This is a genomic window from Flavobacterium filum DSM 17961 (genome assembly GCF_000425465.1).
Classification (GTDB): Bacteria; Bacteroidota; Bacteroidia; order Flavobacteriales; family Flavobacteriaceae; genus Flavobacterium; species Flavobacterium filum.
The window spans coordinates 18,340-32,192 of sequence record NZ_AUDM01000020.1 but is presented as its reverse complement, the minus strand read 5'-3'; the positions used below and the strand labels follow the sequence as shown (position 1 = coordinate 32,192).

Genomic DNA, 13,853 nt, shown 5'->3' with positions numbered 1-13,853 from the left:
GTTGATGTAACGAATACTGACCACCATAAACGCCATTGCTCAAAAGCGGATGATGAATGGCTAACAATATCGTTTTTTCCTGATTTTCCAACAAATGACTATCGAGTTCGTCAAAAAATTGCTCACGGGTTTTAAGACTACATCCGCTGTTGATTTCGGGATGTTCGTTCCAATCTTCCAAAAACCATTGCGAGTTGATGGCGATTAATTCAACGTTTTCACTGAGGGAGATGAATTCCATTCCACAACCGTTTTTGGGGAGCAATTGAGCTGTTTTTTTACCATAAGCCGAAATGAATTTTTCTTGTGCCAACAAATGATTCAAGCCGTTACCCCAATCATAATCACCGGGCAGAACATATACGTTTCCTTTGAATTTATCTGTCAGTTGCAGCTGTTTTAAAAGTTTGTCTTCACCGAGCGAACGATTTTCACCTATCCCATTCAACGGAAAAACATTATCGCCTAAAAATAGAGCAGTGCTGTTTTTTGAGGCGGTTTCCAACCGTTTTTTAAAGTTGGAAAGTGTTGGGGTAGCTCTATCATTTTGTGTATTCGCCGCATTTCCGGTTAAAAAAACAGAATACACAATGGTGGTCGTATCAAGCGATTGATTGTTGTAAAACGAAGTGGCTTGACTGCCAAGTTGGGTTTTGTAGGAGGTGCAGGCGGTAAATAGACCCATTACCATCAACAAAGTTATTCCGTAACAAATTAGTTTGGAAATAATTTTGAAAGAATGCAATTTCATTACGGGCTATTTAGGATTTGGTCAAATATAAGCAATTAGCGATTGATTTTTCATTTGAATTAAAAATCACAATATTTATACTTGTAGTAATAACGTTTTAAAGTGGGTTATCGTGTTTTGTTTTGATGGAGCGGGTTGGGGAACAGACGAAGTAAATTTATAATTTCTACTCATACTTTTGCTTTAATTCAAATGTAGTAAAAAACTTTTTTTATTTGCTTAAACCATAGTTATCTGGGGGGTTATTGATACTTATTTGAGAGATTTTAAAGCTAGAAAAGCTTACGCATTAAAAAGCCCTCAATTTTGAGGGCTAAATGTTTATGAGAAGTCGTATAAATCTATTTTTACTGTTGAACCTATAATTAAATACTCTAAAAGTTCTTTAATTTCAAGAGGTAAATCCTTCATTTTCACACCTGACTTGTTGTAATAAACTATATCATTTATTTTTAACTCTATCCGCCAAGAATCTAAAATGATTTCAGTAGTTGTATTTGGTGCAATTCTTAATTTATCCGTAAACTCATTTATTTTTATATTTTCATCTTTACTAAAAGATTTTTTGAAAATAACATTTGGGATTTCTTTATTCTCAATTGTAATTTGGCCATCATTATAATCAACTTCATAGATAGCTTCACCACCGCTTGATGGATAAAAATAAAACTGTACCTTTTCTGTGTGTGAGTTCATAATGGTGTCTTTTGGTTTATCCTGTGAATTACAAGACACAAAAAGAAAAATAAATACTGTATAAAAAAAATATGCTTTCATATTAATATGCTCCTCTTGGATTTTGTCCTTGTTCTTTTCTTATTTGATTTTCTTTAATATCTCCTTTTTTCACTCCCTTAACGCCAACTGTTCTTAACTCTTCATTAGGTTTTGTTTGTGTAACGTTTCCTCCTGCTGTTTTGTAAGTATGTGCCGTCGGTGTAAAACTTACATCTCCTTCGGTAATGTGGTCTGCGTGTATTAGTTCATGTGCTAAACCAACTTGATTTGGTCTTTTTGCACCTGAAACATTACCTGTTTTGGGATCAACCGTTTTTATAGATGGATTTGATGTAGGGTCAAAATTTACTGTTACATCATCTCCTTTTCCATTGGTTGATTTTGTCCAATCAGTATTTCCAGATGCATCTCTGCTGTCAGGTCTAGCAGAATTGCCACTACCAGCAGCTCCTATTACTATAGTAGTAGTTTTATCAGAACTATTTAGTTCTCTAATTAAATTAGTTCCTGCTGCTTTAGTTTCTGAACCAGATTTTGCAAGGCTTGCTATTTTAATTCTAATAGTTCCGTCTTTTTGAGTTGAATAAACTAACTTATCATTTGTAAGTTTTTGAAGATTACCTAAAATTGTATAGGTATCCTTTGTAGATGTGCCTTTTGGTAAAACAATATCCCTACCGTCAGGGTCGATGTACATTATTGGATTATTAGCAACATAGGCATACGGTGATATGCTCGGATACTTCTCAGCCAACGGGTCAATATTCATCCATCTACCAATCGCAGGGTCATAATTCCTTGCACCATAATCATACCAATTCAATAATAACTCGTCTTGCCATTCTTTCCCGTTGTACTTATACTTATACACCATCGGCTTCTCCTCTGTTGGTAATACTAAACCGGGTATTTGCAAAGCTGTAAGTTCATCTTCTTTTTTGCCATATTGCTTTCTACCCGTGTTGTAATTTTGGTGTTTCAAACCAAAAGGGTAGTAATGGTTTTCTTCCAATACTTTAAGAACGTTGGTTTCAGGGTCTTTTCCATAGTTTAAGCGAATGTTGCCTAAATGGTCTTTGTACTGATACGCATAGTTAATTACTAAGTTATCCGGTCCAAATTTCACCACACTTACATAACCTTCCGGGTGAGAGAAGAACTGTAATTCACTATTCACATACTGAAAACCGCCTAAATAATCGGTTACAACAGGGTCTTCACTGCCTTGGTAAACTGTTTTGCCTACTTTAACGCCTGAAATAAATAAAACTAATTAATCTGACTTTTTCTTTATTTCAAAAGTAATAAAAACTTTTAATTATTTGCTTGAACCACCCGAAAGGATTCGGGCGGGAGCGGTGGTTTTTGATGTAAAATATTTTAAAAAATGGTCTATTTTAAGTATTTGTATAATCTAAATAAAAACAACAAAACACCTACTATAACTATAAATAACCAATATTTTTTTGTCGAACTATAATTTTCATTTTTTGTTATTTTTATAAAAATACCAAACCCTATTGCTAATAATGGTAATATTAACTTTATGATTTCTTTTGTTTCCATTTTTATCAATTTTTTAAAAACATTATTAAACCTATCAAAAAAACTACTACACCTCCAACGTAGCCTTTTAAATGCATTACGTAAGAAGTTGTTAATTCTGGTTTTCTCTTTTTACCATCTTTGTAAGTAATACAGAAAACGACTACACCAATTATCATTAATATTATTGAAAAGAACATACTTATTTTTTTTCTTCTTCGTTGTTAATAGCTCTACCTACTGCTGTTGTCTTTAAACTAGCTCCCTGAGTTAAAATTGACTTATCAAGGTTAAAATCGACATCTTTAATATTACCAGAACCTGGTAAAACTTTATTAAGACCTTTTTCTATTAGCTTGTCAGCAACCATTAAACCTGCATTTGTCCCTGCTCCGTTTAAATCTTCATTATTTAACTGAACGCCAATTTCAATAATCGCCCCTGCTCCTGAAAGACCATTACCAATGGCTGCCAAGGGAACTCCAATTTCCGCACCAATACCTGTAAGAGTTAAACCATATCCAACAACCGCTATTCCATCGCCTATATCTTGCATGCCTTGAGAAACAGCTGTAATAGTTCCTTCGTTTTCTTTAACCCATTGACGAGCATCGTTTACAGTTTCCTTTGTTGCTGCTACAGCTTTATTTGTTGTCTCAACAACTGCTTTCTTCGTTTCATTATAAGTTTTGGCTACAGAGGCTTTAGTTTCGTTATAAACTTTAGTTGCAGAAGCTTTGGTTTCATTGTAAGTTTTTGTTACAGAGGCTTTAGTCTCATTATAAGTTTTGGAAACTGTTGCTTTAGCTTCATTATAAGATTTGGCAACAGTTGCTTTGGCTTCATTGTAAGATTTTTTAACATCGCTCCACGATGGTATTTTTGGCCACATACCGTCAGGATCTTGGAAGTAAATAGGATTATTAAAACAATAATTATAAGGCGACCATCTACGACCTTGTTCCGCTAATGGATCCATCTGCCAAAATCTTCCTATTGCTTGGTCATAAATTCTATTATCGTAGTCGTAAACATTAAGTCCTAGTTCGTCTTGCCACTCCTTCCCATTATACTTATACTTATACACCATCGGTTTTTCCTCCGTTGGCAATACTAAACCGGGAAATTGCAATGTTGTAATTTCGTCTTCTTTTTTGCCGTATTGCTTTCTACCCGTGTTGTAATTTTGGTGTTTTAAGCCAAATGGATAGTAATGATTCTCTTCCAATACTTTAAGAACGTTGGTTTCAGGGTCTTTTCCATAGTTTAAGCGGATGTTGCCTAAATGGTCTTTGTACTGATACGCATAGTTAATTACTAAGGTTTCCGGTCCAAATTTCACCACACTTACATAGCCTTCCGGGTGAGGGAAGAATTGTAATTCATTCTTCACATATTGAAAACCACCTAAATAATCAGTTACAACCGATTCTTGACTGCCTTGAATAACTGTTTTGCCTAGTTTAACGCCTGAAATAAATAAAACTAATTAATCTGACTTTTTCTTATTTTCAAATTTAATAAAAACTTTTAATTATTTGCTAGAACCACCCGAAGGGATTCGGGCGGGAGCGGTGAAATTCATTTAATTATTCGCAATAAAGTATATAAATATTTAACAATTTTAATTTGGAAAAACCATAGTTATCAGGTATTACCAAACTATCGTTTTTTTACATAAACAGGATGAATTAGTCTAATTTCATTTGTTAATATTCTATCACCCTTTTTACCATTTTTTAATACACCCCCATTCGCAATAATTACTTCGTCAGTAATAATACCATTGAAATAATTTATACCAAGCTTATCAAACTTAATATCATATAATGGAATTATTCTGTTGTTTTTCGCAACAAAAGTGTCTGTTATCATTTTTCTAATTTCATTGTTATTATCGCTAGGATTATTTGTTAAAAAATATTCAAAGTAGAGAAACCTTAACTTTTCTAAATCGTTAAATTTTGTTGTTAATGTATCAAGATCATTTTTATAGTGAATCCAACCATTATTACTTTCGTTTAAATAAACAGTGTCAGGAAAGATAATTCTTGTTTCATTATAATTAATTTTGTCTAATTTATTTACCACATTGTTTTCTTTACATGAAAAAATAAAAAATACAATTATTATATATAATATTACCAAAATGTTCATAAATTTAACTACTTTCATGATTAATTGCCTTTTAAAAGAAGTTCTTGCTCTGCTTTTTTCTTACTTAGTGCATTCATTTTATTAATTTTTTCTTTATCGTCAACATTTACAGTCGTATCTTTTTCTGATTTGTGTATTCTTGATGAATTGTTAGGATAATCTGTCACTGAATAAGTTTCCTTTTTGACTGTAACTATTTCACTTTGTTCAGGTGTGTTGGTTTCACTAACACTACCATTTTTATTTGAATTATCCCTAGCTAGCTCAACTGCATCAGAAGTTTTATCTAATGCATTGGCTACATTTTCTAGCTTAGAATCATTACCTGGGCCTGGTCTGTAAATATTTCCTGCTGTTTCAGCTCCTGATCCATTTACCATTTCTGTCTTTCTATCACCTTTTCTTAATATACTTTGATCACCCTTTGAACTACCTTTATCAGTAGTAAATGCATATCCACCAAATTCAAAGTCCTTAACTTTTTTTACAACGTTTGAAACTGATTTTTTAACATTATCAACAGTATTTCCAATAGATTTCTTTACTTCATTATATTTGTTACTTATTGTATTTCCCATGCTTTTAAAAGCACTTTTTACATAACCCGGAAAATCAGGCCACATTCCATCAGGATCTTGGAAGTATATAGGGCTATTAAAACAATAGTTATAAGGTGACCATCTACGACCTTGTTCGGCCAAAGGATCCATCTGCCAAAAACGACCTAAAGCTTGGTCATAAATTCTATTGTCGTAGTCGTAAACATTCAGTCCTAGCTCGTCTTGCCACTCCTTCCCATTATACTTATACTTATACACCATCGGTTTTTCCTCCGTTGGCAATACTAAACCGGGTATTTGCAAAGCTGTAAGTTCGTCTTCTTTTTTGCCGTATTGCTTTCTACCCGTGTTGTAATTTTGGTGTTTTAAACCAAAAGGGTAATAGTGGTTTTCTTCCAATACTTTAAGAACGTTGGTTTCAGGGTCTTTTCCATAGTTTAAGCGGATGTTGCCAAGGTGGTCTTTGTACTGATACGCATAGTTAATTACTAAGGTTTCCGTTCCAAATTTCACCACACTTACATAGCCTTCCGGGTGAGGGAAGAACTGTAATTCACTATCCACATATTGAAAACCGCCTAAATAATCGGTTACAATCGGGTCTTCACTGCCTTGGTAAACTGTTTTGCCTACTTTAACGCCTGCGGCATTGTAAAGATAACGAATTTCTCCGTTTACAAATCTAATTGATGTTGGTAAATTGAGATGGTTATACTTTATAGTTCCAATTCCTTTGTTTTCATCACTTATCATGTTTCCGTTATCATCATAGTCATAATCATCATCTGTATCATTTGTACCATCACTGTCGTCACGAAAACCTGCACTAAAATTAGTGGCATCGGTTACTTTCATTAATTTGTTAGAGTGTTGTTGGTAATGGTAACCTAACGCATCTATTTCTATAACATTTCCATATTCGTTTTGGTCGGCATAACGGTTTAATTGCAAAATATTTCCGTTTTTATCGTAATCCAAGTATTCATCAAACGACTGAGTGTAGGGTACAACATCATACGGTTTCTGAAAATAGGCTTTCTTCAATCGGTTCAAATCATCGTAGCTGTAACTGTATTTTCGTAGGATATCATCGGTTCCGGTTTTCCAATAGGTTTCGGCTATGTTTCCGTTAAAAAGTGGTTTTACGGTGTTGTTAAAACTTGTTGCGACAAAATTCATGTCGCCATTTTCCACTTCAGTAATTTCGTTGTAATTGATTTTAAAGGCAAATAAATCATCATTTAAAGCCCCGTTTTCTCTTAAATCTTCAATATCATTGATATGGGTTAGCCATCCTCTGATGTTATAACGATAGTCTATTTTTTGATAACCAATTTCATTATCAATGTCTTGTCCACCCACTTGTTTTGAAATCAACTGACCCAGCTCATCATAGGTATTGGCAACGATGAGTTCTTGTGGATTATTGTTCACTTTTTGAACGTGTTTTTTTAGTTTACCATTGTGCAAATATTCAAACTCATCAACAACGGTTACCACCAAAGGGTTGGTATCACGTGTATGTTTGGTTTGTGTTTCTAATGGTGTTCCTTGAAAGTCTAGCTTTGAAAATGTTTCTGTATGTCCTCCTAAATGGTTATTCACCTTTGTATAAAATGCTCTTCCTCGCTTCGCTCGAGTGCGGAGCTATTCATAGGATATTTGTGCTGAATACTTTGCGAAGCTGGGGACACTAACATTTAATTCCCTTGTTAAATATATTATTAATTTTTATTGGATTTATTTTTTCTTGATTCATATTTATAAATCCAAAAACAAATAATAGAACTAAAAATAATAATTACTATATCAGATTTCTTAAAATAAAATTTATCTCTAATATAGATTATTCTAAAGAAAAAAATTATTATGACTAAAATTAAAATGAATAAATAACCAATAATTTTATTTTTCATATAGTAAATTAATAAAAAACTTCAAATGGGAGAAAATATTAAACCGCTCCGCATTCATTAATAAAAAACATATAATTTTTAAAAATAAGAAAATATTTAAATCTTTTTAAACTTAAATTGTAAAATGCACAAAGCACTTCAAAAAAAATGCTCCAAATAGCTTTAACTTTTTGAAGCATTTTTTTTGATAGCCTTTGTTATTTTATTAATCTAAAATTACTTTTTTTCCAACAACACAATCCCCATCTGACTTTCAATAACCACTTTTCCTTCTTTAACAGTAGTTGAAATTCCTGAAAAAGCATCGTGAACTTCCGTTCCATCTTCAAAAACAGAGGAAACATTGATCTCTTTTTTTCCGAAAGGCAATTCCAAACCAATTACCACTTTATCGGTAAAATCGCCTTTGGTGAAGGTTCTGCTGAAAGTATAAAACGGAGTTTTTGAAATTTCTTTGTGAGTTCCTGCTCCAACCGCTGGATGGTTTTTTCGAAACTGCCCAATTTTTTGAAAATGCGTCAATACATTTTTCGTGTTTTCATTGGTTTTGAGGTCTTCCCAATTCATAAACGAACGCAAAGTAGCATCGCCTTGTGCTCCTTCAATTTCCAGAGAACGAGCGGTTTCATCACCATAATATACTTGCGAAATTCCAGGAGCTAGTAGTAATTTGGTTCCGGCATCAAATACTTTTTCTCTTTTTTTGTCAAAGGGCCAGCCGTCATCGTGCGAAGTAACATAGTTCATTACGCTCAACCCTTTTAAATCAGCACTTAAAATAGAGGAATAATTACTGAAAAGTTCTTCATACGGTTTATTCGCATCTCCTTTAAAATCAAAGTTGATGAGTGAGCCAAAACCGTTTTCAAAATAGTTAACTTTTTTGTCGCCAAAATTATAAAGTTGCTTTCCGCTTATTCCATAACCATATACTTCACCTACAATGAAAAATTCATTATCGTCCAACACTTTATCTGGATTGTCTTTTTTGTATTGAGCAAAAGCATCTTTACACACTTTTTTAAAATCAGCCCACACATCTTCGGTAGTGTGTTTCACGGTATCTACGCGATAACCATCAATTCCGAAATCGGTAATGTAATCAGATAACCATTTCATGATGTAATATTTCGGTGCTCTTGGATAGCCGGTACGTTTGAAAAATTCATCCAATTCGGCTACTTCTTGTTCGTAACGGCCTTCTTTTTTCCATTTTTCAACCAAAGCGGGAGGCAATTCTACGTTTTCATTGCTTTCGGTTTTAACGTCCGGAAGGTTTTCTACCAACGTACAATCGATGTAGTTTTGATAAGTGTCATACGTACATTTCGGTCCGGTTCGCACCCAACTTTCCGGCCAAACGGGGTCTAATTCGGTAACCGGTCCGGTGTGGTTAATCACAGCATCCAATACAATTCGGATACCTTTGGCATGGGCTTTTTCTACCAATTCTTTCAAATCCTCTTTTGTGCCATAACTTGGGTCGATGTTCGTCCAATCTTTGGTCCAATAGCCATGAAAACCATAGGAGTTTCCGGTTCCTTCATCCACCGAGCCGTGAATTTGTTCCACGACAGGTGTCATCCAAATGGCATTTATACCTAAATCAGTAAAATAACCTTCGTCGATTTTTTGCGTAATCCCTTTAATGTCCCCACCCATAAAATTACGTAGCACTCCGGTTTGTTTGTCTCTTGGAATAATCTTGTCGTTATCTGGATTGCCATTGTTGAATCGATCAATTAATAAAAAATACAAATTGGCTCCTTCCCAAACAAATGGAGTTTTGGTTTGAACGGTTTCTTTTTTGGGTGAACATCCTAGAAACATAGTAGTTAGGATTAGGGTGAACAATATTTTTTTCATTATAATTTAATTTTAATATTGGATTTGTTAGAGGACATTACATAGTCAAAAGTTAATTTTTTAGCTATTTTATCATATTGAAATTTAACTTTTTTACCATCCATCAGCACAGATTTCGGTTTTTTAGCTAACAAAAAAACATGAATCGTACCTTTTTTTCCTTTGGAAGGAAATAAATTGCTTTCAATGTAAATGAAGAGTGATTTTTTTTCGATTTCTGTTTCGCAAGTCAGCAGTTCCGGATTGTTTTCTTTTGAATTATTTCCTTCATCAAAATAGAATTGACGTTCGCTTGACGTTACTTTTTCATCAAAATATAGATGTAAATCTAAATTGGAATTATCATAATTTTGAGTGGTTTGGACCACTTTTGTTGATGGAATCAAAACACCACTTCGCACAAATGTTGGGATGTGAGTGGTAGCAACATTTATTTTTTCAGTTGAACCACCACTATATTTTTTTGTGGAATAAATATCCGTCCAATTCCCATTTTTAGGGAAATAGACTTCTTTTGATTGCTGATTTGCTTCCATAATCGGATAAACCAGATAATCTTTTCCCCATAAATAGCCTTCTGATTTGGTCAATAAGGCTTCATTATCCGGTTCTTCAAAAAACAAAGGTCGCATTAATGGAATACCGGTTTGCGAATTTTCATAAGCCAAACTATAATTGTAGGGAAGCATTGAGTAACGCAATTCAATTGCCTTTTTGGCTAAATTTTTTGCCCATTCACTTCTAAAAATCGGTTCAGAAGCCACATCTGATTGAGCATGCGGACGAAAAATCGGATTGAAAACACCGTATTGCAACCAACGCACATACAATTCATCATCTAAATTCGCTCCCGCAAATCCGCCTAAATCGGAGTGCATGTAGGCTAAACCTTGCATTCCCATTTGCAGAGAAATTTCCACTTGACCGGAAAGTCCGCCCCACGTTCTGTTCACATCGCCACTCCAAGGAATCATACCATACCGTTGCGATCCCGAATAGCCGGAACGCATCAAAATAAAAGGTCTCTGTGTTGGAAAGTTACCTTGATAGCCTTCAAAAACCAATTTAGCCCAATTATGACCGTAAATATTGTGTACTTCATCAGCACTTCCGCCAAAGGTTTGAGCAGCGGCCGGAAATACTTCGGGTTCACCCAAATCGCCCCAAACTCCGCCAACTCCTTTGTTGGCTAGTTCTTGGTAGATGTTCCAAAACCATTTTTTTCCATCTATTTTAAAAATATCGATAATACCGGTATTTCCAAAATAAAAATCATACGTAAAAGGATTTCCTTTTGTATCGGTGGCTAAGATTTTTTTATCCACCGCTTCTTGCCATTTTTTGGAAGTGGTCAAAATAAATGGTTCTGTGATAGGAATGGTTTTGATGCCCAATTTATTGAAATCATCCACCATTTTTTCAAACGTAGGAAAGCTATCACGATATACTTCTAAATTCCCCATTGTGCCTTGTACTTCTTTCCCAAACCAATACAAATCTAAAATAATGGCATCAACGGGAATGTTTTCATCTTTGAATTTTTGAATGGTCCGACGGGCTTCGGCTTCGGAATGATAACCAAAACGAGAAGAAAAATTACCCAAAGCCCAACGTGGAGGCAACGGTTGTCTTCCGGTTAATTCGGTATAGTTGGCGACTAAATTTTCCCATGAATTGCCAACAATCACTTGATAGGTTTTTCTACCGGAAATGGTTTCGTATTCTAACACATTTTCTTTTTTACTATCTAAATCCAAATAACCAATAGGAGCATTATCAAAATGAACCATATATTTTTGGGATGAAATCACAATTGGAAGGGTGAAATTCATCAGTTCAGAACGGGTTTCATAACCGTAATCGGCACGGTTGTAAAGTGCTAATCGGTTGCCACGACGATTCATTCCTAATACTCTTGCACCGCCACCATACAGTTTTTCTGTTGCATTGATATTGAATTGAATCACTTCGGTAGAATCATAAACGATGTTGCCTTTCACTTTTTCAAGCGGTTCATGTTTGCGTTTGAAGTAACCTAATTTTTCGGATAAAAGAATTTTATTTTGGTGAGAATACGTTATTTGAAATGGCGATTTAATGATTTTTATACTCAATTCATCGGTTTTCATTTCAATAAAATTGGCATTTTCCTGAATTTGAAAGGGATGATTTTTCGTTTTGAGAACAACGGCATGCGATTGCGAATTGAATTTTTCACCTTTAGGAACAAATGAGGTTTCGGCAATTTTTGCATTGTAAAATTGTATGAAATAAGTTCCATCGGTGGTGCTTAATTCCAATTCGTAACCATTCCACGAATGAGAAAAATATTCTCTTTTGGTGTTTTGAGCAAAACCAATTGTCGTTAAGAATAAAAGTAAAAAGAGTTTTTTCATTCGTTAATTCATTTTTGTTGTAAAAATAAAAGCTCCTTTTTGGTTCAAATTCAATTCATTATCCCAAATAAATTCTTCTCCGGTAAGGATGTTTTTGAATTTTTTACCATTCAAATTCAGTTCTTTATAAATCGATAAATCTACTTTTGCCGAATCCTTTTTGTTTAAAATAAAAACGACAATTTCATCATTCAATAGTCTAAATAAAGTATAAACTCCGTTATTTGGAGCAAAATGTATCGTTTTACCTTCGTGAATGGCTTTACTGTTTTTACGGTAATTTAAAATTTTGGATAAAAAATTTTGCACATCTTTTTGCTCAGCAGTTAGACCTTCGCCAGTAAAAGCATTTACTTTATCGCCTTTCCATCCGCCGGGAAAATCAGTTCTAATTAGGCCGTGATCTCCGGGTTTGGCGGTGTTTTGCATCAAAATTTCTGTTCCGTAATAGAATTGTGGAATTCTCGGTAAAACCAAATAAGTTGCCAAAGCCATTTTGGTATTTTCTACATTTTCTTCCAATTGAGTAAAAATGCGATCCATGTCGTGATTGTCCGGAAAAATCATAATGTCTTTGGGAGACGCATAATGAAAATCGTTGGCTAAACCATCGTAAAGTTTTGCCAAACCTTTGTCCCAACTTTCTGTTTCTTTGATGGCTTGCGGAATGAGTGTTTGCATGGCAAAATCCATCGTAGAACGCAAGTTGGATTGGTAACCATCTTTGTTGTTTGCTCCTTGTTGCCAATAACCAATCAGTAGCGGATTCGAACTCCATTCTTCTCCCACAATGTTAAAATTCGGATATTCATTCATGATTGCTCCAGCCCAATTGCTCATAAATGTTTTGTCAGGATAAGGATAGGTATCTTGGCGAATTCCTCCTAAATGGAGTGTTTCAATCCACCAAATGCTATTTTGAATGATGTATTTTGCCAAAAAAGGATTGCGTTGATTCAAATCGGGCATAGAAGAAACAAACCAACCGTCTGCCATTTCTTTTTTGTCTTTTTCGGAAGCATACAAATCTTGGTTGCTGGTTCTGCGATGATTGGAAGTAACGTATTTTTTTTCTTTTTCAAATAGTTCTTGGTAACTCACCCAATCGGCAAATGGCAAATCTTTCATCCACCAATGTTCGCTACCGCAATGGTTGGCCACTTGATCCATGATGAGTTTCATGCCATTTTGTTGCAATTTTTCAGCTAGATTTTTATAATCAGTTAAGTTTCCAAATCGTGGGTCAACTTGATAAAAATCGGTCATTGCATAGCCGTGATAGGAACCACCTTTCATATCATTGGTTAAAACTGGAGTTGGCCAAATTGCGGTGAATCCTAAGTTTTTGATGTAATCAATGTGGTTGGTAATGCCTTGAATATCGCCGCCGTGACGTTTGTAGTCGTGCGTTCGGTCTAATGCGGTTTCGTTCATCGTTTTCACGATGTCGTTGGCTTCATTTCCGTTGGCAAAACGATCCGGAGTGATGAGGTAAATGGCATCGGAACTGTTGAATCCAATAAATTCGTTGGATGGTTTCGATTTCGCTTTAAGCTCGTAGGATTGAGTGATTTTTTTTCCTTTATCCAGTTCAAAAAGAATATTGAACTTTCCGGGTTTTGTGGATTTGTCTATTTTTAAATCGATGAACAAATAGTTCGGGCTTTTGGCTTTGTGAACTTTAGTAATTGAAACACCTTCGTAGGCTATTTTTGGAGTTGCATTTCCGATATTCGGATGATGTACGAGCAATTGCAGATTTTCGTTTTTAAATCCGGTCCACCAGTTGGGTGGTTCAATGCGATTGACTTGAGCAAAAGCTGAAGTTGATAGAAGTAAAAAAATAAGTAGCTTTTTCATTGTTTTAAACATTAAGAAGTTAAGGTCTTTTCATTAAGGTTTATTAAGGATAAGTATGATTAAA

Annotated in this window: 9 protein-coding genes and 1 pseudogene; all 10 read right to left on the bottom strand. The window is 34.5% G+C overall.

Annotated elements, in window-relative coordinates; genetic code table 11:
• Nucleotides 1-751 (bottom strand): annotated as a pseudogene (locus H601_RS0111730) (metallophosphoesterase); the annotation flags it as partial.
• A 321-nt stretch (nucleotides 752-1,072) separates the two neighbouring features.
• Nucleotides 1,073-1,447 carry a hypothetical protein gene (locus H601_RS0111725; RefSeq protein WP_156900399.1) on the bottom strand — a complete coding sequence of 125 codons (375 nt, stop codon included), beginning with the start codon at nucleotides 1,445-1,447 and terminating at the stop codon, nucleotides 1,073-1,075.
• Nucleotides 1,448-1,529: 82 nt separating this feature from the next.
• Complete coding sequence (locus H601_RS16845; RefSeq protein WP_026711695.1) at nucleotides 1,530-2,666, bottom strand: RHS repeat-associated core domain-containing protein; 1,137 nt, start codon at nucleotides 2,664-2,666, stop codon at nucleotides 1,530-1,532.
• A 215-nt stretch (nucleotides 2,667-2,881) separates the two neighbouring features.
• The gene (locus tag H601_RS15670; RefSeq protein WP_156900398.1) at nucleotides 2,882-3,055 is read right to left on the bottom strand and encodes a hypothetical protein; all 174 of its coding nucleotides are present in this window, start codon (nucleotides 3,053-3,055) and stop codon (nucleotides 2,882-2,884) included.
• Between the two features lie 181 nt (nucleotides 3,056-3,236).
• Nucleotides 3,237-4,427 carry an RHS repeat domain-containing protein gene (locus H601_RS0111705; protein ID WP_026711694.1) on the bottom strand — a complete coding sequence of 397 codons (1,191 nt, stop codon included), beginning with the start codon at nucleotides 4,425-4,427 and terminating at the stop codon, nucleotides 3,237-3,239.
• A gap of 269 nt (nucleotides 4,428-4,696) precedes the next feature.
• On the bottom strand, nucleotides 4,697-5,209 hold the full coding sequence (locus H601_RS0111700) for a hypothetical protein (RefSeq protein ID WP_026711693.1): 513 nt from the start codon (nucleotides 5,207-5,209) through the stop codon (nucleotides 4,697-4,699).
• A gap of 2 nt (nucleotides 5,210-5,211) precedes the next feature.
• On the bottom strand, nucleotides 5,212-7,356 hold the full coding sequence (locus H601_RS15665; RefSeq protein WP_051220739.1) for an RHS repeat domain-containing protein: 2,145 nt from the start codon (nucleotides 7,354-7,356) through the stop codon (nucleotides 5,212-5,214).
• 527 nt (nucleotides 7,357-7,883) lie between these two features.
• Entirely contained in the window at nucleotides 7,884-9,533 is a 1,650-nt protein-coding gene (locus H601_RS0111680; protein ID WP_026711691.1) for an alpha-amylase family glycosyl hydrolase, read from the bottom strand.
• Nucleotides 9,533-11,929: a TIM-barrel domain-containing protein gene (locus H601_RS15660; protein ID WP_035655905.1), complete on the bottom strand. Its 2,397-nt coding sequence runs from the start codon at nucleotides 11,927-11,929 to the stop codon at nucleotides 9,533-9,535. The genes H601_RS0111680 and H601_RS15660 overlap by 1 nt, the downstream gene beginning before the upstream one ends.
• A 3-nt stretch (nucleotides 11,930-11,932) precedes the next feature.
• The gene (locus tag H601_RS0111670; RefSeq protein ID WP_026711690.1) at nucleotides 11,933-13,789 is read right to left on the bottom strand and encodes a glycoside hydrolase family 13 protein; all 1,857 of its coding nucleotides are present in this window, start codon (nucleotides 13,787-13,789) and stop codon (nucleotides 11,933-11,935) included.
• Between the last annotated feature and the right edge of the window lie 64 nt (nucleotides 13,790-13,853).